At 62.4% G+C, this 23,572-nt stretch carries 18 protein-coding genes and 2 pseudogenes; 12 read left to right on the top strand and 8 right to left on the bottom strand.

All coding sequences use genetic code 11. The features are described 5' to 3' along the window. Positions 1-18: 18 nt before the first annotated feature. The 6 genes from B0G76_RS17125 to B0G76_RS17100 all read right to left on the bottom strand — a co-directional run bounded on the left by B0G76_RS17125 (position 19) and on the right by B0G76_RS17100 (position 7,396). Positions 19-1,242, bottom strand: coding sequence for a winged helix-turn-helix domain-containing protein (locus B0G76_RS17125; protein ID WP_120296467.1), 1,224 nt, complete (start codon positions 1,240-1,242; stop codon positions 19-21). A 90-nt stretch (positions 1,243-1,332) separates the two neighbouring features. Beyond that, positions 1,333-1,611, bottom strand: a complete 279-nt coding sequence (locus B0G76_RS17120; protein ID WP_120293651.1) for a hypothetical protein — start codon at positions 1,609-1,611, stop codon at positions 1,333-1,335. A 226-nt stretch (positions 1,612-1,837) separates the two neighbouring features. Beyond that, positions 1,838-3,553, bottom strand: a complete 1,716-nt coding sequence (locus B0G76_RS17115) for an FAD-dependent oxidoreductase (protein WP_120293650.1) — start codon at positions 3,551-3,553, stop codon at positions 1,838-1,840. A 92-nt stretch (positions 3,554-3,645) separates the two neighbouring features. Further along, positions 3,646-4,641 (bottom strand): DedA family protein/thiosulfate sulfurtransferase GlpE, encoded by a 996-nt coding sequence (locus tag B0G76_RS17110; RefSeq protein WP_120293649.1) that lies wholly within the window; start codon positions 4,639-4,641, stop codon positions 3,646-3,648. Positions 4,642-4,983: 342 nt separating this feature from the next. Beyond that, positions 4,984-5,235: a hypothetical protein gene (locus tag B0G76_RS17105; protein WP_007178686.1), complete on the bottom strand. Its 252-nt coding sequence runs from the start codon at positions 5,233-5,235 to the stop codon at positions 4,984-4,986. A gap of 484 nt (positions 5,236-5,719) precedes the next feature. Continuing rightward, positions 5,720-7,396 carry a PAS domain-containing methyl-accepting chemotaxis protein gene (locus tag B0G76_RS17100; RefSeq protein WP_120293648.1) on the bottom strand — a complete coding sequence of 559 codons (1,677 nt, stop codon included), beginning with the start codon at positions 7,394-7,396 and terminating at the stop codon, positions 5,720-5,722. Between the two features lie 298 nt (positions 7,397-7,694). Between B0G76_RS17100 and B0G76_RS44565 the strand changes: the two genes are divergently transcribed. Then, on the top strand, positions 7,695-8,780 hold the full coding sequence (locus B0G76_RS44565; RefSeq protein WP_310793939.1) for a hypothetical protein: 1,086 nt from the start codon (positions 7,695-7,697) through the stop codon (positions 8,778-8,780). A gap of 60 nt (positions 8,781-8,840) precedes the next feature. After that, positions 8,841-11,300: an ATP-binding protein gene (locus B0G76_RS17095; RefSeq protein ID WP_310793938.1), complete on the top strand. Its 2,460-nt coding sequence runs from the start codon at positions 8,841-8,843 to the stop codon at positions 11,298-11,300. A 22-nt stretch (positions 11,301-11,322) separates the two neighbouring features. Here the strand turns inward: B0G76_RS17095 and B0G76_RS17090 are convergent. After that, a pseudogene (locus B0G76_RS17090) lies at positions 11,323-12,724 on the bottom strand (GntP family permease). Positions 12,725-13,036: 312 nt separating this feature from the next. Between B0G76_RS17090 and B0G76_RS17085 the strand changes: the two are divergent. The 5 genes from B0G76_RS17085 (at position 13,037) to B0G76_RS17065 (ending at position 17,315) form a co-directional block, all read left to right on the top strand. Beyond that, positions 13,037-14,512: a sigma-54-dependent Fis family transcriptional regulator gene (locus tag B0G76_RS17085; protein ID WP_120293647.1), complete on the top strand. Its 1,476-nt coding sequence runs from the start codon at positions 13,037-13,039 to the stop codon at positions 14,510-14,512. An 87-nt stretch (positions 14,513-14,599) separates the two neighbouring features. Beyond that, positions 14,600-14,860 (top strand): hypothetical protein, encoded by a 261-nt coding sequence (locus B0G76_RS17080; protein WP_120293646.1) that lies wholly within the window; start codon positions 14,600-14,602, stop codon positions 14,858-14,860. 510 nt (positions 14,861-15,370) lie between these two features. Continuing rightward, positions 15,371-15,574, top strand: coding sequence for a hypothetical protein (locus tag B0G76_RS17075; protein WP_120293645.1), 204 nt, complete (start codon positions 15,371-15,373; stop codon positions 15,572-15,574). Positions 15,575-15,668: 94 nt separating this feature from the next. Then, entirely contained in the window at positions 15,669-16,868 is a 1,200-nt protein-coding gene (locus B0G76_RS17070; RefSeq protein ID WP_120293644.1) for a serine hydrolase, read from the top strand. Between the two features lie 156 nt (positions 16,869-17,024). Then, on the top strand, positions 17,025-17,315 hold the full coding sequence (locus B0G76_RS17065) for an H-NS family nucleoid-associated regulatory protein (protein WP_120293643.1): 291 nt from the start codon (positions 17,025-17,027) through the stop codon (positions 17,313-17,315). A 109-nt stretch (positions 17,316-17,424) separates the two neighbouring features. On the opposite strand, the gene B0G76_RS17060 is transcribed toward B0G76_RS17065, so the two are convergent. After that, complete coding sequence (locus tag B0G76_RS17060; RefSeq protein ID WP_120293642.1) at positions 17,425-17,640, bottom strand: hypothetical protein; 216 nt, start codon at positions 17,638-17,640, stop codon at positions 17,425-17,427. A 319-nt stretch (positions 17,641-17,959) separates the two neighbouring features. Between B0G76_RS17060 and fae the strand changes: the two genes are divergently transcribed. The 5 genes and pseudogenes from fae to B0G76_RS44830 form a co-directional block, all read left to right on the top strand. Next, a complete protein-coding gene (fae, locus tag B0G76_RS17055) occupies positions 17,960-18,484 on the top strand; it encodes a formaldehyde-activating enzyme (RefSeq protein WP_120293641.1) in 525 nt (174 codons plus the stop codon). 105 nt (positions 18,485-18,589) lie between these two features. Next, a complete protein-coding gene (locus tag B0G76_RS17050; RefSeq protein ID WP_120293640.1) occupies positions 18,590-19,627 on the top strand; it encodes an aldo/keto reductase in 1,038 nt (345 codons plus the stop codon). Continuing rightward, complete coding sequence (locus B0G76_RS17045) at positions 19,624-21,063, top strand: NAD-dependent succinate-semialdehyde dehydrogenase (protein WP_120293639.1); 1,440 nt, start codon at positions 19,624-19,626, stop codon at positions 21,061-21,063. The genes B0G76_RS17050 and B0G76_RS17045 overlap by 4 nt, the downstream gene beginning before the upstream one ends. A 59-nt stretch (positions 21,064-21,122) precedes the next feature. Continuing rightward, a complete protein-coding gene (locus tag B0G76_RS17040; protein ID WP_120289662.1) occupies positions 21,123-22,445 on the top strand; it encodes an IS1182 family transposase in 1,323 nt (440 codons plus the stop codon). A gap of 217 nt (positions 22,446-22,662) precedes the next feature. Continuing rightward, positions 22,663-22,887: pseudogene (locus B0G76_RS44830) on the top strand (fimbrial protein); the annotation flags it as partial. Positions 22,888-23,572: the final 685 nt, after the last annotated feature.

Genomic DNA, 23,572 nt, shown 5'->3' with positions numbered 1-23,572 from the left:
GCGTCCTGTGCCGCGCGGTCACGCTTCCATTCGGCTGTCTACGCTCAACGCCTCAAGCCACTCCGGCGGCGCAGATGCGATTTCCAGTTGCGGCGTGCCGTGCCAGTCCGCACAGCGCTGCAGGGCGCGGCGCAGATCGCCTGCAAGCCTTGCGCTGAGCCGCACACCGGGTTCGATGTGCAGCGATTTCAGTTCGAACACGCCGCTGGTCCGATGCGCTTTCGCATCCACGCGACCCACCAGGCGCCCCCGGCTCAAAAGCGGCAACACGAAGTAGCCGTATTTGCGCTTCGCAGCCGGTGTATAGCATTCGATCGCATAGTCGAAGTCGAAAAGCGCGGCGGCGCGCTTGCGGTCCCACACCACTGGATCGAACGGCGACAGTACCGTAGTGACGGTTGAAACGAGCTTGCCGGTCGCTGCGTCGTCGATCATCGGAGCGAAATCGTGACGGACGAAGGTGTCCTGCTTCCAGCCCTCCACCTGCACCGGGATCAGCTCGCCCTGATCGGCGAGCGCACGCAGATCGTCGCGATAGGGGCGGCGCGGCAGCCGGTAGTAATCGGCGACCCAATCGGCGCGCACAACGCCAAGCGCGCGGCAGGTCCGGCGCAACGCCTCTTCGGCAACGGCTTCGCGCGGCTGCAGGTCGCGCGCGTCGTCCCAGTCCGGTAGCACGCGCTCGGTCAGATCGTAGACACGATGAAAATTGCGCCGCTCGGCCACCATCAATTGCCCGATCGCGAACAGGACTTCCAGGTGGCGCTTTTCCGGCTTCCAGTCCCACCAGCCGTTGCTCGTGCCCGCCTCGCGGGCGAAGTCCGCTGAACGCACGGGACCCGTCGCACGGATATGCGCGAGCAGTTTGTCGATTTCCTTGCGATGCTTCTTGTGCCACTCGGCCGCGTATTTCCACCCCATGCCGCTCGGGTCGAGCATGCGGTGACGCAGCAGGCCGTAGTCTTCGGTCAGGACGAAACAGGCTTCATGCGACCAGTATTCGAACAGCTTGCCTTCGGCGAGATGCTCGTCGAGCCATTGCTGCGGATATGCGCCAAGCCGGCTGAACAGCACCAGATACGGACTGCGCGCGACGACGTGGATCGTGTCGATCTGCAATTGCGCCATGCGGCGGATCGCGTCGAGCACGTCGGCTTTGACGGCCTTGCGGCGCGGCGGCGTCAGCAAACCTTGCGCGGCCAGATGCAGGGTGCGCGCGGCGGATAGCGGAAGAGTCTTCACGCGGGCGTCGATCAAGGGTTTGAGGCAGTGAGTGGCGGCAATGGGCGCGGACCCGAGGCCAGGCCTGGATCAGCATCCGCTACTTTAGCTTCACCAGTCGTGCTTGTGGTGCTTGTCCCAGCCGCGGTGCCGGCCATGGTCGTGGCGTTCGCGATATCCGCGGTAGTAATCGCCACGATATCCGTAGCCATACGCGGGTTGCACAGGCGCATAAACAACCGGTGGCGGCACATAAACCACGGGCGGCGGGGCGTACATGAGACCGGGCGTGTTGACGAACACGCCGACGTCCACCCGGGCCGAGGCAGAGGTCGACGCGCAGGCGGCGGCAAGGCCGAAGGCGGCGAAAACGATCGCGCGTTGGATCATGCTTGTCTCCAGTTCCGAAAGGGTCAGCCATTCACTGTCGAATGGCTGACGATATATTACGAAACAGAAAGCAAGGCAGGTGAAACCAGTTGAAGGCGTGTGTAACAGCAGATTACCCGGCGGTCTTTGCGGTGACGTGAGGGTGGCGGGACGGCGGAGCGAGCCGACGCCCGGCACGCCGCGCGGACGGCGGCCGAACGCACGACTGGGCCGGACGCCGCCGCCTTCAAGCCCCCAAAGCGACCGCTTCCCCTGCCGATACCGCCAGCAGTTGATGGATTTGCGCGACCACCGCCGCGCCTTCTCCGACCGCCGCCGCGACGCGTTTCGTCGACCCGGCGCGGGCGTCGCCGATTGCATACACGCCCTCGACAGTCGTAGCGAGATCGCAGACGGACGAGCCGTCCACGCTGGTGCCAGTCAGCACGAAGCCCTTCTCGTCGAGCTGCACGCCGCAGGTGCGCAGCCAGTCGGTATTCGGATCCGCGCCGGTGAAAAGGAACAGATGCCGCGTATCGAAGCTCCGGGTGCCGTCCGGCAGCGGTTTTTTCAGCGCGACCGATGCCAGTCCGATTTCATCCGCCTCGAGCCCGCCGATTTCCGAATGCGGATGCACGACTACGTTCGGCAGCGAGCGGATCCGGTCGATCAGATAGCGCGACATGGTGGCTTCAAAACCGCTTCGGCGGATCAACACATGGACCTTGGCAGCGTGCGTCGCCAGATAGACGATTGCCTGGCCCGCTGAATTGCCGCCGCCCACGAGCACGATCTCCTGGCGCTTGCACAGCTTGGCCTCGACCGGCGACGCCCAGTAGTAGACGCCGCGCCCGTCGAAGCGGTCCAGCCCTTCGATCGCCGGGCGCCGGTAGACCGCGCCGCTCGCGATCACGATGGTGCGGGAGGTGATCTGGCCGCCGCACTTGAGATCCAGCCGATACGGCGATTCCGCGCACTGCAAGGCCTTCACATGGACCGGAATCGCGACATGCGCGCCGAATTTCTGCGCCTGCACGAACGCACGGCCCGCCAGCGCCTGACCGGAGATGCCGGTCGGAAAGCCGAGATAGTTTTCGATCCGCGAACTGGCGCCCGCCTGACCCCCTGGCGCGCGGCTGTCGAGCACGATCACCGAGAGGCCTTCGGAGGCCGCATACACGGCCGTAGCAAGGCCGGCCGGTCCCGCGCCGACGATCGCGACGTCGTACACATGCGAATCGTCGAGATCGGGCAGCAGGCCGAGGCAGGTGGCGAGCTCCGGCATGCTCGGATGGCGCAGCACCGAGCCGTCCGGACAGATCACCAGCGGCATGTCTTCTTTCTGCGCGGCGAATTGCTCGATCAGACGCAGCGCGTCTTCATCGCGTTCGTCGATGACCGAGTGAGGATGACCGTTGCGTGACAGGAAGCCTTGCAACATAACGAGCCGGGCGTCGCTGCTGTTGCCGATCAGAATCGGGCCGCCCGCGCCTTTCTCGATCAGCGATACGCGCCGCAAAATCAGCGCGCGCATGATGCGCTCGCCCAGTTCGGCCTCGGCGACAATCAGCGCGCGCAGCTTTTCCGGCGGAATCAATAACGCGTCGACCGGGCTGAGGGCCATGCCGTTGACCAGCGCGGGCCGCCCGGACAACTGACCGACTTCGGCGAGAAAATGTTTGGCACCGTGCTCAGCAATCAGGACTTCGCGCCCGATGCCATCGCGCTGATAAATCTTCACGCGCCCATTCAATATCACGAACATGCCCGGGCCGGTGTAGCCGGTCTCGAACAGCAGTTCACCCGCTTCCCAGTGGCCCATCTCGCCGAACCGGCGCAGACGATCGATTTCCGCGCACGTGAGTTCGGGGAACATCTGATGCATACGCGTCGAGAGCGACGAAAACGGCGCGTCGGCGACGACGGTTTGTTGTTGCCCTTCTGCTTCTTGAGTCGACAGCATTGAACCGCTCCTTCGGTGTTCATCCTGATTGATCGACACGAGGGCGAAGCGGCGCGGGCGCGCGAGGGCGCCGATGTGAATGCGCTGCTGCGCTACACGGCCTTCGGCGCGATATCGTCGTCGACCGCTACCTCGGGCGGCGGCGTGCCGGGCAGCGAGTCCACCGCTTTGCCCGAATCGCGCCAGGCTTCCATGCCGCCGCGTAGCGGCAGCACGTCGGCGAAGCCGGCTTCGTTCATCTGTTTGGCCATCCATGCCGCGGATATTTCATTTGGGCATGAACAGTAAATCACTACCTTCTGATCGTGCGGGTACGTTGCAACGATCTCGTCGAGTTGCCGCTCGTCGGCGAATTGCGAGCCCGGAATCACAAACGGATCGAGCGCGCGTTTTTCCTGCGAGCGGATGTCGAACATCACCGGCGCTTTGCCGGCCGCGACCAGCGCCGCCAGCTCGTCGACTTCGATTCGCTGGGTCGCGAGCTTGGAAATCAGCTGGCGCCGGCGAATCCAGCGATACGCCGCATACAGCAACAGCAACGCGACGGCCACCAGCGCGGCGGTGCGGCCAAGGCGTCCGGCGATCGCGAACAGCATGTCGATCTGCCGCGCGAACAGCGCGCCGATGATCAAACCGGTACCCGACCACAAGGCGGCGCCGATGCTGTCGTAAGTGAGAAACGTGCGGTAGCGGGCACCCATGGCGCCGGCCATCGGAATCGACACGATCGACAGGCCCGGCACGAACTTCGCCACGGCCAGCACGCGCACGCCCCACCGGCCGAAAAAGCGTTCGGTCTTTTTTACGCAGGTGTCGCGTGACAGCGAAAGACGGCAGATCGTTTTCAGCGTGTTGCCGCCGTAAATACGGCCGGCGAGATACCAGGCGCTGTCGCCGATCAGTGTGGCGAATATCGACAACACCAGGACCGGCATCAGCTGCGTGCCCACTGACCCGGGATGCATGGCTGCCATCGCCCCGAACAGCACGAGCGACGGCATCGCCGGCACCGGCAGCCCGATCGAGGCGGCCAGCACGTTGGCGAAGACGAGCGCCGGGCCATATTGCTCGACGAGATCATGTAGCATCGGCTTACATCCGCAGCCCTTTCGAGCGCGGCGCAGGTAGGGAAAGCAACGGAGTATGTAAGGATTATGGACGCATTTTCAAGACGTGCAAACGCCCGGAAAACCGACCCGCTATTCAGAAGTTAAAAGCACGACCGCGGCATGCCTGGCGGGCCAAAAGCGCGGAGTAGAGGCGCAAATGGAACAAAGGGAAATGATAAAGCTTTCGCGACAAACGAGTGGCGAATAACGCTCTACGGACGTCCGTAGGGCGTTATTCCGCAATAGGTTGTCGACTCAAACTGGCGATGCAGAGGCCGCGTACAGCATTTGCGCGTGAGCGCTATGCCGCGCACGGCAGCTTTACTGGCGGTGATTGTGCTGTTCGCCCGGCAACTCCGCGCCATGCGCGCGAATCGCCGCAATCAGTTCGGCAGGCGTGATTTCGTAGCGCACTTCGCGGTGGATGCCTGGCTTGCGCTCATCGACCTCGATCAGAAGAATGCCTTTGCCGTCTTCTGTCGATTCGAGGCGCAGCGAGCGGAGTTCGCGCGCCGTTGCGTCGTCGTATTCGGTGAGCAGGGCCATTGACCCGGAGGACCCGGTAGTGCGCATCGAGGTTGTCCTTGTTCCGTTGTTGATAGAACCATTGTACGGGCAGGCCGGCGCGCCGTCTGTCGCGCCCCGCTCACATCTCGCGAATCTGCCCGTCCACCTATTTGCTTGCCGGGCGCCGCGCCGCGCTGTCCTGGCCAATAGGTGGCAAGGCCCGCAGGGCAATGCGAGCCGTGACGTCCGACTGGGATAGCCAGTTTAACGCGACTCCCCGCCACGACGGCCTCATTTTTCGTGCCCCGTGGCGGTGCAGCGCTTCTCCCCGGCTGTCATGGCGCTGACGCGCGCGTCGGTTAGGGGCGCGCGCAACGTGAGTAACAGGCAGCAAAAAAAAAGCGGCAAAAAAATAGCCCGTCCTTGAAGGGACGGGCTGCTAAACGCCGTTGTTACTCGGGTCAGCCTGCCCGTGCAACCAATTGGGCGCTGACGTTTGCATCCTGATGCGTCAATTGTGGGCTGTCGAGGTGGGAGTAACGCCGATCTATCAGATTAATGTCAATTCTTCCTGCCCGACTTCGTGCGCTGACGCGCGCGCGGGATGCGCCTGCGTTTTGTGCGTGGCTTTCTGCTGCGGTGGCTGCGTCGTGCGCCGTGCGGGCGTGGCATCGGCGACGGTGAAAAGGCGCACCGCTTCGTCCAGCACGTCGGCCTGTTCCGCGAGACGTTGCGCCGTGGCTGCCGCCTGCTCGACCAGTGCCGCGTTCTGCTGCGTGGCGCCGTCGAGATGCGAGACCGCCTGATTGACCTGGCGAATCCCTTCCGCCTGCTCGCTGCTTGCATTCGCCACTTCGACAATGATCGACGACACGCGGCTCACCGCTTCATCGATCACGCGCATCTGCGAGGTCGTGCGTGCAACCAGTTCCGTGCCGAGCGCCACTTCGGTGGCACTCGCCTCGACCACCGATTTGATCTCCTTCGACGACGCCGCGCACCGTTGCGCCAGCATCCGTACTTCGCCCGCGACGACCGCGAACGAGCGGCCCGCTTCGCCCGCGCGCGCCGCTTCGACGGCGGCATTCAGCGCCAGGATGTTGGTCTGGAAAGCGATGCCGTCGATCACGCCCGTGATGTCCGCAATGCGCTTCGACGCCGCCGTGATGCCGGCCATGGTCTGCTCGACCTGGCCCGCGATCTTGCCGCCGACGGCTGCCGCCGCTTGCGCGTCCTTCGCGAGATCGAGCGCGCGCACGCTGGCGTCGGCGTTGGCCTGCACGGTGGTGGTCAGTTCCTCCATGGTGGCCGCCGTTTCTTCGAGCGACGCCGCCTGCAATTCGGTGCGACGCGCGAGGTCGACATTGCCGCTGGAGATTTCACGCGCGTTGTCGAGCATGCCGGTAATTTGCGCGCGCACGTCATAAACGATCGCCGCAAGATTGGCTTTCAGTTGATTCAATGCTTGCAGCACGTCGCCGAGATCGTCATGACGCGCGATCATTAGATCGGCGGTCAGGTCGCCTGCGGCGAGGCGGGTCGCGAAGCCGGACATGTCGCGAATCGGTTTGCCGAGTTGCCGCGTCAGCATCCGCCAGGATAGTAGGCTGAATGCGGCGGTGACGCCGAATGCAATCCAGAACGGCACCGGCGGCGCGCCTTGCCATGCAGCGAGCCCGGTCAGCAGCAAAGCCAACGGCGTGATCGCATAGCCGACCGCCGCACGCGTCGCGACGGGCAGACGCATCAGTGCTTGCACGCGACCGAGCATGCCCGTGCGCACCACCACGCCGCGATGCAGTTTGAACGCCCGCGACTCGCCAGTGCGGATTCGCGCGTACAACGCATCGGCGGCGCGCACCGTCTCGCGTGCGGGTTTCACGCGCACGCTCAAATAGCCCACTATCGCGCCTTTCTCGACGACCGGCGTGACATTCGCATGTACCCAGTAATGGTCGCCGTTCTTGCGCCGGTTCTTGACGAGCGCGGTCCACGGGCGACCGTCGCGGATCGTTGTCCACATGTCGGCGAAGGCTTCACGCGGCATGTCGGGATGACGGATCAGGTTGTGCGGCTGGCCGATCAGTTCTTCGCGCGTGTAGCCCGAGACGGCGATGAAGGCCGGATTGCAATACTGGATGCGGCCGGTGAGGTCGGTCGCGGAAACAAGCATCTGTGACGAAGCGAATTCGTACTCTTGCTCGGTGGCAGGCCGGTTGTTGCGCATGGCGTTCCTTGCTGGTGCGGACGCGCGTCCGCGCGGTCCTTACATTTATGCAAGGAATAACGGCATTAACCCCGCATCCTTTAGGGTTTCCTGGTAAACCACTCAGGTTTATGTCGCGATGGGCCGTTATCACAGGGTTGTTTTCATGCGCACTGCGTCGCCGGCGGAATGAGTGCCGGATGCGTTTCGCGGGGCCTTCAAAAGCGTTACACTGCACCGGACAAGGCCTGCAGACGCATCTCGTCTCTTCCACGCCCGCGGCGGTCTGCCTGCGTGAATCCGCTAATCAAGCGAGCCGATGCAGAAGATCCTCGACCGTACTCAGGAGTCGCTGGCCCACGCGTTCGCTTCGCTCGCGCAAAGCGCGAAGCGTCAACAGCGCCTGTATCTCGTGACGATCGGGTCGCTGATGCTGATCGTGGTGGTCTTTGCGCTGGTCCTGGCGGTGCTGGCCGCGGATAAGCAACTGGATTACCGGCGTGCCTTCGCCGCCCAGAACGCCACTGATATCTCGCTGCTCCTGCACCGGGAAGAGTCGTTTCTACGGCGCGCGGAATTTACACTCGACTTCTATGGCGAGACCCAAAACGTCCTGCGTGTGCCGGAAAACGTCGAGCAATCGGTCCTGCTGAGCGGCATCGCGCGGGGCACGGTCGAGCGGGTCACTGCGCAATTCGACGTGCTGGTGGGCGACGCGACGCGCAAGGCCTGGGGGCCCGCATTCGGCGCGAAACTATGGCGCCTGTACGAGGCCGCGCAGTCCACGCTGATGACCCAGCAGGCCTTCGAACTGCGTCAGCGCTCGATGCTGCTCGGACTGAACGAGGACTATGCCGCGATTTTGCCGTCGCTCGCTCAAGCGCAGACGGGTGCCGCAGACGCGCCAACGCCGCCGCTGCAACCGGCGGTTGTGAGCACCTTGCGCGAGACCCTCGAACACGAATTGGAAACGCAAACCGGCAAGCGTGTGCCGGGTAAGGGCGAGCGCCTCTGGCTCGGTCCGTATCTCGACCCATTGCAGGGCGTACCGGTGATTTCGGCGGTCGCAGCGCACTACATCGGCGATACACCGGCCACGCTGATCACCATGAGTATTCCGGTCGATGCGCTTGCGGCTTACCTCGCCCGACCCACTAGCGAGGGCACGTTGCTGCTGCTGACGGTCGACCGTCGCGTGATCGTATCGTCGCCACCCGTGGACGGACAGACGGCGAAGAGGTTGCAGGACGTTCTCGCGCATTCGTCACCCGGTGCGTATCGCTACACCCGTGACGGCATGATTCTCAGCGAGCCGCTCATGCCGGGCTTCGGCACGCTGGTTGGCTATATCTCGTGGCGCGCGCTGATTGCCGCGCTCGGCTGGGAGCTGGCGGCGCTCGCGTGACTCACGCTGCTGATTCTGCTGGTGATCGTCCTGACGGCGCGGTTTTAGGGGCTGCGCCTGTTGCACGCCTCCTTTGCGGAAACGTCGCGCGCGCTGGAAAGCGAGACCATCAATCACATTCTGGTGAGCGCGACGCCGATCGGCTTGTGCATCGTTCGTCAGGGCGACTACTCGATCATCACGGCCAATGCGCTGGCCGGCCAGCTGCTGCATATCGAACCGGACAGCAGCCGCTTGCCGGCGCACATGGTCGGCGAGTTTTCGGCGCAGGCGCCGGACAAGCCGTCGGCGACGGCGTTTGCGAAAGTCGCCGCGTTTGTCGCGCGGGCGCAGCCCGTTCAGTCGCACGCGTATTCATCGCCAACGGCGACACAACCGGCGATGCAACAAGTGCCTCAGCCGTTGCCGCAGCCGCAACCCGACGAGAGCGACGCGGTGCCCGCCCAGTTTCTGCAATTCACCTACGCACCGGCGCGTTATGCCAATGAGGACGTGCTGTTCTGCGCGATTCTCGATGTAACCGCGCGGCATGCGCTTGAACAGCACCTGCGGCTCGCGCAGCAGAGTTCGGAAACCATGATGCGGGCACGCTCCAATTTCTTCGCGTCGATGAGCCACGAAATCCGCACGCCGTTGAATGCGCTGCTGGGCAATCTCGAACTATTCGCGCGCACGCCCGGGCTCGAAGCCCATGCACAGCGCCTTACCACGCTGGGCGTGGCGGCCGACGCGTTGCGCCGCATCGTCAACGACATTCTCGACTTTTCGAAGATCGACGCCGGCGAGATGAGGCTCACGAGCGAATCGTTCCGTCCGATCGACGACTTCGAAAACATCGCGCTCTCCTACGCGTCGATGACAGCGGATCGCGCGATCCGTTTTTATTCGCATCTGTCACCGACGCTTGACCAGTTGCTGCGCGGCGACCGCACGCGCATCGCGCAGATCGTCAACAACCTGCTGAGCAATGCGTTCAAATTCACCTCGTGCGGCAAGATCACGCTGAACGGGGAAGTGCAGGACGATCTGCAAGGCCGCCCGGTGCTGACGTTTCGGGTCTGCGATTCAGGGATCGGCATGGATCAGACGCTGGTCGCGCGCATCTTCAATCCGTTCGAACAGGGCGAGACGAGCACGTCGAGCCGTTATGGCGGCACCGGACTCGGTCTGTCGATCTGTGCGCGGCTGTGCGAACTGATGGGCGGGCATATTTCGGTCGAGAGCGTGCTTGGCGTGGGGAGTGCGTTTAGCGTCTCGATACCGCTTGCGCCACCGCCTGATGAGTTGCGTGCGCCGGCTGTCGAACCCGCACGTCGTGGCAATGCGCTGGTGCTGTGTCAGGAGCGCGAGTCGGGGCAGATACTCGAGCGCTGGTTCCGTCGCGCGGGTTGGGCGGTGCATACGTTGACCCCCCTGCGCGGCGCAGAGGCATGGTTGCGCGTGAACCGGCCAGAGGTGATGGCGGTGAGCGGCGAATACAGCCTCGAGGCCATTGCGGCGTTGCGCGCGGTGCAGGCTGTCGGTGTGGTGTGGATCACGCGCACCGGACCGCATCGCCCGACCGTGCGCGGCGAGGGGGTGCTTGAAGCCAGTGAATTCAGCCGCACGGCGATTTTGTCGGCAGTTGATATGGCGGCAGAGGGTGGCGGTGGCGCGGACAGTGTTGCAGCGCTGCCTGGCGACGCCGCCGTGGCGCCACAGCCTGCGGTCAATCCGGCGTTGCAGGGCCTGACAGTTCTGGTTGCCGAAGATAACCCGTTGATCCAGACCTTGATCGTGGAGCAACTCGATGCACTCGGTTGCGTGCCGACGATCGCGGGCGACGGGCGGCAAGCGTTGGTGGCATTCGAACAGGGGTGCTTCGACGTTGTACTGAGCGATATCCACATGCCGGTCATGGATGGATATGCGTTGCTGGTGGCATTGCGCAAAGCGCACGAGGATTTGCCGGTGCTGGCCTTTAGCGCGGTCACGGACGGCCAGCAGCAGGAAGGCTGGCGCGAGCGCGGCTTTACCGGTTATGTCGCGAAGCCGGCCTCGCTGGGTGAACTGGAGGCGGCGTTGCTCGCGGTGGTGTCGGCGGGGTTGCCGCCAGCGGCGGTGGCAGGGGCGGGGGCAGCGGCGACAACATCAGGCGCGCAGAAGCAGACGCAGACACAGGCAGGTCCAGCGGTCTCGGCCACGCCTATTGCCAGCGCAACCATCGACCCCGCCGCTGCGCTCAACGCGGACGACAAGACGCGTTACATGGCGATGCTCAAGGAGCACCTGCAAGACGATTTGCCGAGGCTGCTGGCGATTGTCGACCAGGAAGACAAGGATGCATTGGCCGGCTGGGCGCATAGCGCCGGGGGCGGATTCCTCGTCGTCCAGGAGCGGCAGTTCGCGCAGCAATGCCGCGAACTGCAGCGGCTATGCGAGAACAGCGAGCGTTGGACGACGGAGATGGACGAGCGCGCGATCTCGCTGCATGAAGCGGTATGCGATCACTTCGGACTGGACGAAGAATCGATGCATTGAGTCGCGCTGCCAGCGATAAAAATTAAACCAGCCCCGTCACGTAATACACCGAGATCACAAAGAAAACCGCCAGCGTCTTGATCACCGTCACCGCAAAAAATATCGCGGTACGACTGACGGTGCGTCAAACCCGTCACCGCCAGCAGCGTGATCACCGCGCCGTTATGCGGCAGCGTGTCCATGCCGCCGCTCGCCATGGCGACGACCCGGTGCAACACTTCCATCGGGATATGCGCCGCTTCCGCGCCCTTGATGAACGTATCGGACATGGCCGCGAGCGCGATGCTCATACCACCCGACGCCGAACCCGTGATACCCGCCAGCGAGCTGACCGAAACAGCCGCATTGACGAGCGGATTCGGAATGCTCTTCAGTGCATCGCTGACTACCAGAAAGCCCGGCAAAGCCGCGATCACGCCGCCAAAGCCATACTCCGACGCCGTATTCAACGAAGCCAGCAGCGCGCCCGCCACCGCGGCCTTGGTGCCGACCGCAAAGCGTTCACGCACGCGGCCGAACGCCGTCACCACGACCATCACGATACCGAGCAGCAACGCGCCTTCGACGGCCCAGATCGCGACGACGCTTTTGATCGTCGTCGTCACCGGTGCATGAATGCCCGGCAGGATGTCCGGTGCGACGGTGTACGTAGCGCCGTACCAGTTCGGAATCCAGCGGGTCAGCAGGAAGTTCGCCACGCCGACCAGCACGAGCGGCGCGACCGCCAGCAACGGATGCGGCAGTTGCTTCGATTCGACGCGTTCCGGCTCGTTGACGAGATTCGTGCCGTAACCTTCGCCGGTCGCCATCGCCGCGCGGCGGCGCCATTCCAGATACGTGAGTCCGACCACGATGATGAACAGCGAGCCGATCACGCCGAGCGCGGGTGCGGCCCACGAGGTGGTCTTGAAGAAAGTGGTCGGGATGATGTTCTGGATCTGCGGCGTGCCCGGCAGTGAATCCATCGTGAACGAGAACGCGCCGAGCGCGATCGCGCCAGGCATCAGGCGTTTCGGAATATTGCTCTGGCGGTACAACTCGGCCGCGAACGGATACACCGCGAACACCACCACGAACAGCGAGACGCCGCCATAGGTGAGCAGTGCGCACACCGCGACGATCACCGCATTGGCGCGCGAGCGGCCGATATAGCGGATGGCCGCGGCCACGATCGACTCCGAGAAACCGGACAGCTCGATGACCTTACCGAACACGGCGCCCAGCAGAAACACGGGGAAGTAAAGCTTCACGAAGCCGACCATCTTCTCCATGAAAATGCCGGAGAACACCGGCGCGACGGCGCCCGGATCGGTCAGCAGCACCGCGCCAAGGGCGGCGATCGGCGCGAACAGAATGACGCTGTAGCCGCGATACGCGGCAAACATCAGAAACGCCAGGGCGGCGAGGACGATAACAAAGGACATTGAGTCTCCGAAACTTGGTTGTTCTACGTGTACGCCGTCTCGATGAGTGCGACGGCCCGGCGCCCGCAAATGCAGATTCCATGCCACGTGCGCTCAAGCGGCCTGCCCGTTGATTTCACAGGCCGAAGCTCGAAACGTGATGCGGCCGATTGTACCCAAACGTCTCAAAAACGGGACGCAAATCAGCTGAACATAGGCTCAATTGAGGTTAAACCCTTATGGGGCGAGCTTGCTGGCGATCTCGGTGATGAGATAAGCTGTCTACGAAATGAGACAAGCATAAATAAGACGATAGCCGGAGACAGCGACACCATGATGAACGACTGGGCGGGCCTTCCTGCCACCTACGGCGACGTACTTCGCCGGGCGATGGATTCGCTTTTCCGTACGTTCGAAAACTTCAGCGAAGGCACGTTTATCGTCGACGCCGAGGCGCGCGTCGTCTGGATCAACAAACGCTATGCGGCGCGTTTCGGTTTTTCGGACCCGCAGCAGGCCATTGGCAGGGATTGCGAGGAGGTGATTCCCAACAGCCTGATGCGCGAGGTCGTGAAGACCGGCAAACCGATTCTGCTCGATATCCTCGAAACGGACCGCGAGCCGCTCGTTGTGACGCGGCTGCCGCTGAAAGACGATGCGGGCGAAACGGTCGGCGCGGTGGGTTTCGCGTTGTTCGACGAGTTGAAGGCGCTGACGCCGCTTTTTTCCCACTATTCGCGCGTGCAGGAAGAGTTGATCGCGACGCGTCAATCGCTCGCGCAGGCAAGACGGGCGAAGTACACGTTCGGCAGTTTTGTCGGCACGAGCGCGGCCAGTCTCGAAGTGAAGCGCCAGGCCCGCCGCGCCGCACAACTCGAGTCGCCGGTGCTGTTGCTCGGCGAAACCGGCACCGGCAAGGAACTGCTGGCGCACGCGATTCATGGCGGGTCGGCGCGGGCGAATCAGCCGCTCGTGACCGTCAACGTCGCGGCGATTCCGGACACCTTGCTCGAAGTCGAATTCTTCGGCGCCGCGCCTGGCGCTTATACCGGCGCCGACCGCAAGGGACGTGTCGGCAAGTTCGAACTCGCGAACGGCGGTACGCTGTTTCTCGACGAAATCGGTGATATGCCGTTGCCTCTGCAGGGCAAGCTGTTGCGCGTGCTTCAGGACAAGGAGTTCGAACCGCTCGGCTCGAACCGGATCGTTCGCGCGGACGTGCGGATCATCGCCGCGACCTCGGCCGATTTGCCGGCGCTGGTCGCGGCAGGGCGTTTCCGCGCGGATCTGTTCTATCGGCTGAACGTGTTGACGATCCAGGCGCCGGCACTGCGCGAGCGTTCGTCCGATATCGAAGCGCTGGCCTACGCCATGCTCGAAGACCTGTCGACGCAAGCGCGCGGCGCCAGTCACCTCGAATTGCAGGACGACGCGTTGCGGCTGCTGTGTTCGTATGCGTGGCCCGGCAATGTGCGCGAACTGCGCAACACGCTGGAGCGGGCGGTGATGCTCGCGGACAGCGAGCGAATCGATGCGCGTGCGCTGGCGCCGTTCATTGGTTCGGCGCATAGCGGGCATCGTCCGCATGGTTCCATCGTTTCTCAAGCGCACACTTCAGGCGCGGCCTCAGCGGCCTCAGCGCCGTCCGAGGCGATGTCGTGGAGCGACGCCATGGCCGCGTTTGAAAAGCGCTACCTTTGCGACGCCTTGCGGGCCAACGGCGGTCGCGTGATCGAGACGGCCGTGCAGATTGGCATGGGCCGCGCGACGCTCTACAAAAAGATCGCGGCATACGGCATCGAAGTGTGACAAAGTCCGGCGAGATCGAATGACGCAGTGCAATTGCCGCGTGGCACAATCGCGTGATCGAAAAACAAGATGTGATCGGGGTTTCAAATGAAACGCAGTCTCTTCTCTTTCGCGCGCCTTACCTGTGCCGCGCTGGCGCTTCCCGCAGCCGCCGTGCTGAGCGGTTGCAGCAGTAGCGCGCCGCTGTTTCTATCGGACGGCCGCCCGACTACGCTGGTTCAATGTCCGGCAGGCTCCGACTCCTGCTCGCAACAGGCAAGTGCGGCTTGCGGCGGCACTTTCGACGTCGTGCGCCAGTCCAGCGACAACGGCACGCTCAGTCTGATATACGCCTGCCGCGCGAAATGACGTTATGCCGGCCAATGGCTGGCGTAATCGAATTGAAAATTTCCTTCCTTTATCCCGCCGCCCTGCTTGACGGCGGGCATCTCCCGCTCAGCGCCGATTCTGTTTGAGCGACCCAAACCCGGTCATGCGACAAACTGATGTCGTGCAAAATGCATATGACCGTCATAAATATCTGTCACTAATGCACATCGTCGAAACGGCTATGATGCGCATTGGATTTTTATTGAGCTGATTCGAGACTATTAATCACACTGTTTGCACCGATAACAAAACACTTCGGTTTTTCCATTAATTCAGGTCAGTGCGGCACCTAACGGAACGCGAAGATCCTTCGCAGTATCGTCACCTGGCCGACTCAAAGATAAAAAAATATACGCAGATTTTGCCGGGGGTGCGGCGGGTTGGATTAACGGTTTAAGAAAGATTTTCCGTTTGAGTGGACTGGATTGTGTAATTACGGCACGTTTTATGCTTTTTATACGAACTCAATGAGTAATTCCAGGGAAAGCAATGAATCACCATCAACTCGAAAAAGATATCGTACATCTTGAACATGTAATCTCGCATATTTCCGCTGAAGACCGTATCCCACTGTCCTATTGGCGCAACCGCATCGCTTCGGTGTCCGGGGCGGCACTGGTGCCGGCCCAGGCGAGCCGCGTCAAACGGCTCGACGCAGCCCTATCGGCATTGGAGGCGCGGCGAAAAGCATGACCGTCCGCCGGAGTGAAGGGTGACGTGTACCGTCTGATCGGGTAACGTTCTCTGCAAAAATTAGGGAACGTAACGCCTATAGATCAGGAGGAGCATGCAACCTGCACGACTTTCGGCCGCCCGGCTGACGGCGCTCACAAACGCCATGCAAGGCTATGTGGAGCGCGGCGAGGTGCCGGGCGTCGTTTCGCTGATCTGGCGGCGCGGTGAAATTGGCTATTTCGAACCGCTCGGCTGGTGCGACGAGGCCGCCCAACTGCCCATGGAGCGCGACACGCTGTTTCGTATCGCCTCGATGACCAAGCCGGTGACGAGTGCGGCGATCCTGATGCTTATCGAAGAGGACCGGCTCGCGCTCGACACACCGATCTCGCTCTGGCTGCCGGAGCTGGCGTCGCCTTCCGTGCTACGCGACCCCGGCGGCCCGCTCGACGAAACCGACCCGGCCCGAACGCCGCTGACCGTGCTCGATCTGCTGACGCATCGCGCCGGCTACGCCTATCACTTTACGGCCACCGGTCCGTTGGCCGAGGCCTACGCGGCCGCCTTCAACGGAATCGAAGCGCGTGGCGATGCCAACGCGTGGTTGAAGCGGATCGCCAGCTTGCCGCTGATGTTTCAGCCCGGTTCGCGCTGGCACTACGGCATCGCGACCGATGTCCTGGGCGTGCTGATCGAGCGCGTCAGCGGCATGCGGCTCGGCGACTTCTTCCGGACACGGATATTTGAGCCGCTCGGCATGCGCGACACGGCGTTCTCGGTGCCCGACTCGCAGCTTACGCGTTTGGCGACGGCGTATGGCGTTGAGCCGGGCACGCGGCGGCGTGTGGTCGAAGACCATCCGTCGGCGAGCCGCTGGGCGAATTCCGACCGCTTCCAGAGCGGTGGCGGCGGCCTTGTCTCGACGGCGCAGGACTATCTGCAGTTCGCACAACTGCTGTTAGGGCGTGGGCGCGTCGGTTCGATACGGTTGCTGTCGCATCGCTCGGTCGATTTGATGCGCTCGAATTTTCTGACCCGTGACCAGCGCCGCGTGCCGGCGTTCGGTCATGTGATGTGGGCGGGCCAGGGCTTTGGCCTCGGTTTGTCCGTCGTCGACGATCCCGCGCAGCAGCTGCCGCTCGGCTATCGCTCGATAGGTTCGTTCGGCTGGCCGGGTGCGTATGGCACGACATGGTTCGCCGATCCGGTGGAAGACCTGATCGGTCTCATGCTGATTCAGCGGCGTGCTGTCGAACCCTTCCCTATGTCGGTCGATTTCGAACGCCGCGTGTACGATGCAATTGACGATTGAATGCATGGACCACGGCGGTTAGTCGCGAGCCATCCTGTGCGAATCACCTGCGCAGGCCGCCCTTTCCGGCGCATTATTCGTCTGATAGTGTCCCCAAAAGGGACTACCTCCGGGGCGTCCGCACCACAGTTCGTCAAATCGATCGGAGTACCCGTCATGCCTTCGTACAAACAATTGACTGCCCAGCTCGAAAAGCTCCACAAGGAAGTCGCGGTGGCGCGCGAAAAAGAAATCGCGCAGGCGATCGCCGAGATCAAGCAGAAGGTCGCCGAATACGACCTGACAGCCGAAGAGCTGGGTTTCACGAGCAAGCGTGCGACGGCACGCAAAACGGCTTCGGTAGCCAAGTACCGCAACCCGAAAACCGGCGAGACGTGGAGCGGCCGTGGCCGCTCGCCCGGCTGGCTCGCGGGCAAGAATCGCGAACGCTTTCTGATTGAAGTCTGAAGTCGTTTCTCGTTTCGACCATGGCGCTTGCGCTCGCTACGCGCCGAATTGTTCTGAAGTGAAGTTGCGTCAGGTTTTTCTCGCACCGCTGAGAGGGTCCCGAAAACGCTCACCTTTCGCGCGGTCTTGCCAGGCGCGCCGTGAGTTTCGCGCCGTGCCGCGTGTCAGGATTCATTGTTTCGGTGAGCCTGGTTTTGTCGGATGACGCACCGTGCGGTGCGATGCCCCAGTTGTGCTGCGTGCCTGCACGACTTTCCTCGAAACCCGCACCAGCCTTTGCTGGCGGGCGTTCCCAGGCTATGCGAAGCATCGCGTAGGTTTTCATTCGGTTCTCACGCTGTCTGTTCCGTCGACTTTGCTTTGGTATCGGATTTCGCGCCGCTGGTGCGTGAGCGGCCGCTGGTGTGTTCACCTTTCATATCAATTCGAGGTTCGCCATCATGAGTCCCGAAAACCCTCACCTTTACGCTCGTCCGCGTGCAGGAGCCGATGCGCCACCTCATTGCCACCCAAGCGCCAGCTAAAGCGCTCGGGGCAAACCCGGAGATGAGTTCGCCTCATACCCCGGATCAAAACTCATCGATACAGGGTCGCGAAGACCGGACAGCACAATCGATCATTCACCCACCCCCGACGGAAAGACCATGAGCGTATCGACGGACAAACAACTCTTTATCGGCGAAGGATTCGAAGGCCCCGGCGTCAACCTCGCGCACATCAACGTGCTCGTCGGCCCGCGCAACGGTCCTGCGGGCCAGGCCTTCGCCACCGCCCTGGCAACGCCTTCCGCGGGGCACGCGCCGTTCGTCGTGATCGCGAAGCCGGGCATCCCGACCAAGCCGTTGACGCTGTACGTGAACAAGGCGCAGATTGGCAGTGACTTCCACGGCAACGCAACGTGGGGGGCGTCGCAGGCCGGCATTGCCAAGGCCGTGGCCGAGTCGCTCGAGAACGGCACGCTGCCGCCCGAAGCCGAAAACGATTGGGTGGTGGTGTCGGCGAACTGGGTCAATCCGGCTACCGACGATCTCGACGCTGTCTTCGAGAACAACTATCGTGCGTGTAAGAACGCGATCCTCGCGGCGATGAAGGGCCTTCCGCATCGCGATGAAGTGTTTGCGGCCGCGCGCGACGTATCGAATCCGTTCTACACCCCCAAACAACGTTAACCACACTTAATCACGCTTAATCACGCGCAACGCAGCAGTTGGCGCGCCGTGCGTGCTGCGCGACCGCTTGCGCAACTGGATGCGATCAGGAAGGAGACAAGCACTATGGATTATGTTCGCCTCGGTCACTCGGGCCTGAAGGTTTCGCGTCTGTGCCTCGGTACGATGAACATGGGCACGCCGCAATGGAAGCCATGGATTTTCGACGAAGCGCAGAGCGAGCCGATCGTGCGCCACGCGCTGGAAGCCGGCGTCAATTTCATCGACCTCGCGGATTTCTATTCGACCGGCGTGGGCGAAGAAGTCGTGGGCCGCATTTTGAAGCGCATTGCGCGCCGCGAGGAAATCGTCGTGACGACCAAGGTCGGCTATGACATGGGTTCATACCAGAACGCCGGCGGCCATTCGCGCAAACACATCATGGACGGTATCGACGCGTCGCTTACGCGTCTCGGCATGGATTACATCGATATCTACATGCTGCATTTCTTCGACGTGAATACGCCCGTTGAAGAAACCATGGGCGCTATGAACGATATCGTGCGCGCGGGCAAGGCGCGCTACATCGGCGTATCGACAATGTACACGTGGCAGTTCGCCAAGATCATGCAAGTGTGCGAACGCAACGGCTGGCACAAGCCGATCAACATGCAGTTGCAATTGAACCTCGCGTACCGCGAGGAAGAGCGCGAAATGATTCCGTATTGCCAGGATCAGGGCGTCGGCGTGTCGGTGTTCAGTCCGCTGGCGCGCGGTCTCCTGACCTGCGATCCGAGCTCCACGCGCAATCAGACCGATTTCTTCACGGCACAAATGTACGGCGATACGGCATCGCGCGAGATTGCCGCGTCGGTGGCGCGCGTGGCGGCGCGGCGCGGCGTGTCGGCTGCGCAGATTGCGCAGGCATGGGTGCTGAATCATGGCGGCGTCGCCAGCATGCTGGTTGGCGCGGACACGCCCGCGCAATTCGATAGCGCGCTCGCCTCGCTCGGCACGAAGCTCAGTGACGACGAACTGTTCGAACTCGAACGCAATTACACCCCGTGCGATCTGATAAACGACTACACCGCAGGCAAGCGCATTGCCCGCGAAGCGCGAGTTGCGCAAGGCGTATTCGCCGGGAATATGGAGAAGGCAGCATGAAGGAACTTCTTCGCACAGGGCACTACATTGCCGGCGAATGGGTTGGAAGCGCAAGCACGTACCCTGTTCTGAACCCGGCGACGGGAGAGGTCATCGCTCAGGTCGCGAAAGGCGGCTCGGCGGAAACGACGCAAGCCATTGCTGCGGCCGAACGCGCTTATCCGGCGTGGCGGAAGCTGACCGCCAAGGAGCGCGGCGCGCGCGTTAAACGCTGGGGCGAATTGATGCTCGAGAACCGCGAGGCGCTCGCTGAACTGATGACGCTCGAGCAAGGCAAGCCGCTTGCCGAAGCGCGCGGCGAAGTGGGCTATGCGGCGAGCTTCTTCGAATGGTTTGCCGAGGAAGCGAAGCGCAGCTACGGCGACGTGATCCCGAGCCCCAATCCGAACGCGAAGATCATCGTGACGCGCGAGCCGGTCGGCGTGGTCGCGGCCATCACGCCGTGGAACTTCCCGCTCGCCATGATCACGCGCAAGGCCGGTCCGGCGCTCGCAGCGGGTTGCACGATGGTGCTCAAGCCCTCCGAAGAAACGCCGTTGTCCGCCTTCGCATTGGCGGTGCTGGCGGAACAGGCCGGCATTCCACCGGGCGTGTTCAACATCGTCTCCGGCGACGCAGTGGCGATCGGCGCCGTGATGACGGAATCGGACGTGGTGCGCAAGCTCTCGTTCACCGGCTCGACGCGCGTCGGCAAGCTGCTCGCGAAGCAGTCCGCGGATACGCTGAAGAAGCTGTCTCTGGAGCTCGGCGGCAATGCACCGTTCATCGTGTTCGACGATGCGGACATCGACGCTGCCGTGCAGGGTGCAATGGCTTCGAAGTTTCGCAACACCGGGCAGACCTGTGTGTGCGTGAACCGTTTCTACGTGCAGGACGGAATTTACGATGCGTTCACGCAGGCACTGACACAGGCCGTCCGGAAAATGCGTGTCGGTAATGCGCTGCAAGGCGAGGTCGAGCAAGGTCCGCTGATCAACCAGGCAGCGCTGAAGAAGGTGGAAACGCACGTCGCCGACGCGCTGCAAAAGGGCGCGAAGGTATTGACCGGCGGAAAGCCGCACGCGCTCGGCGGCACGTTCTATGAGCCGACTGTGCTGGCCGATGCGTCGAAGTCGATGTTGATCGCGGAGGAAGAAACCTTCGGCCCGGTGGCAGCCTGTTTCCGCTTCAAGTCCGAAGAGGAAGCCATTGCCGCGGCAAACGACACGCCGTTCGGCCTTTCCGCGTACTTCTACACGCGCGACCTGGCCCGCGCATGGCGCGTCGCCGAGGCGCTGGAGAGCGGTATGGTCGGCATCAACGAGGGCATTGTGTCGACCGAAGTCGCACCGTTCGGCGGCGTCAAACAATCGGGTCTCGGCCGCGAAGGCTCGAAGTACGGGCTCGATGAATACACCGAACTGAAGTACATGATGATGGGCGGCCTCGGCCGCTAGGAGCGTGCGCGGCAGAAGTCTGATGTCATCCGGTCGGGCAGGGTAAACGTTGTTAGCAGATGACAACAAGCTATCTCCCCTACGAGCCGCAGCAGCAGATGTTGCTGCCCCACGCGCTGCAAGACTGGCTGCCCGAAGGGCACCTTGCCTACTACATCAGCGACACGGTGGACTCACTCGACCTCTCCGCTTTCCATGCGCGGTATGCCGGCGGTGGTCAGCGCAACCAGCCCTTTCATCCGGCGATGATGGTGAAGGTGCTCGTGTACGGCTATGCGACCGGCGTGTTCTCGTCGCGCAAGCTGGCCAGGAAGCTGCATGAGGATGTCGCGTTCCGGGTCCTGGCGGCGGGCAACTATCCGGCGCACCGGACGCTGTGCGACTTCCGCGCCTTTCACCTCAAAGAACTGTCGGACCTGTTTGTGCAGGTGGTGAAACTGGCCAGGGAGTGCGGACTGATCAGGCTCGGGACGATTGCCGTTGACGGCACGAAGATCAAGGCCAATGCCTCGCGCCACAAGGCGATGAGCTACGACCGGATGAAGAAAGCCGAGCTTGAACTGAAAGAACAGATCGATGCGCTGCTGGCAAAAGCGAAAGTGGCCGATGACGCTGAGAAGAACGAGCCTGAACTCGATATTCCGGCCGAGATCACGCGGCGCGAGGACCGGCTTGCGGTCATCCGTGCTGCGCGTGCGCGTCTGGAAGAGCGCCAGCGCCAGGCCGATATCGCGCGTGGTCGTAGCGACGACGACACGCCGCCGGACGGCGGCGACAAGCCGAAAAAGAAGTCGCGCTTCAAGTACAGGTTCGGCGAGCCCAAGCCCGACGCCCAGGAGAATTTTACTGACCCGGAAAGCCGGATCATGAAGCACGCCGGCGGCGGCTTCGACTATTCCTACAATGCCCAGGCTGCCGTCGACGACACGGCCCACATCATCGTCGCGGCCGAACTGGGTAACAGTGCCGCCGACAGCGGCCAGTTGCCAGGCGTTCTTGCTGCCGTGCTGCGTGACGCTGGCGCCAATCCCAGGCAAGTCCTTGCCGACGCGGGCTACCGGTCGGAAGCGACGTTCGAGCAATTGCGCGAGCATCCCGCCGAGCTGATTGTGGCGCCCGGACGCGAGGGCAAGAAAGATGTGAGGGTCGATGCCCTGAAGCGCCCGCTGTGCGCCGCGATGGCAGAAAAGTTTACTTCTGCGCAAACTCAGGCGGCCTATCGAAAGCGCAAATGGCTGTCCGAACCGCCGAATGCCTGGGTAAAAAGCGTTCTCGGATTTCGACAATTCAGCATGCGCGGACTGGCCAAGGCTCAGGCCGAGTGGAAGCTCGTCTGCGTGGCGCTGAACCTGCGCAGAATGTCGAAAATGAAACTTGCGTAAGCCCGGAAGGGGGCAAGTTTGCCTGATTTCGCCCCCGGGCAAACCATTTTTGCGCGCACTGGCGGGCAAAACTGCAATCGCAGTTGACGCCGCCCGATCTGGCGTCAACTCCGGAGGCTCAAATTCTGTCTGCCGCGCGGACTCTTAGCCCTCGCATCGAGCGTTTACGCGTCCGCTTCTTGCCGCACGTGCAAGAGGCGGACGATGCAGCCCTGCGTCTCCGAAGCCGGCCACCGGCGTAGGCATTCAGGTACTTAACGGTTCGGGTCCGGTTTCGTTCGGCGCGGATTCTGCGACGCCGGGAAATACCAATCAGTGGCTGGTCGGTAATTCGCCTAATGGTCAACTGCAAGTTCCGCTGACTGCTCGCTATATCAGCACCGGGTCGGTTTCTGCGGGAACGGTCAAGGCGCTCGCCACGTTCACCCTGTCAGATGAGTAACGCGGCAAAGGGCGGCGATCCGCTGCCCTTCATTGCGTGGACGATGAGCGAGCGAATCTTGCCGAACATGGCTCGGTATCGAGTGTGCCGGTGCTCACGAATTAAACGTCGGGTTCGTTATACCGAGCCATTGGAATGCCGATCTTTGCAAGGAAGAAGAATCATGAAATCTGAATCTGGAATCGTCAGCAAGTTATCTCGGCATCTCTTGATGGCACGTCGAGGAAGAAGGTCATTGCGACTTCTGTTTACATGTCTTGTGTTGTTACTTGCGGGCGCCGAAGGCGCATGCTGAGTGCACCCGAACAACGTTCCTCGGTAACATGCCGGTATCGTTGCCAGCGACAATCAATACTAGTCCAGACGCACCCGTCGGGAGCGTTCTTTACTCCACGACAGTTCCTGTGCCGGGCGCGACTGCTGGCTACCAATACGCGACCTGTACCGGGAGCGGGACTATCACTTGGGAGCTGGCATGGGCGAGGGCGGTCACGCCCAACCGCACAGGTCAGACGTCTGTGGCAGGGATAGGCTACAAGGCGTCCTTGTCCGGCGGCGGATTTGGTGCCAAATTACTATGGATTCGCAATTCGCCTCTGCGAATGTTCCAGGTGGAAATGCTGCGCCTACCTTCACCAGCCAGTTGTACGTCAAATTTGATCTGGTCAAAACGGGTCCGATTACA

Origin of the sequence: Paraburkholderia sp. BL23I1N1, assembly GCF_003610295.1 — a bacterium.
GTDB lineage: Bacteria > Pseudomonadota > Gammaproteobacteria > Burkholderiales > Burkholderiaceae > Paraburkholderia.
Note: the sequence above shows the minus strand (reverse complement) of the source record. Positions and strands in the feature narration are given on the sequence as shown.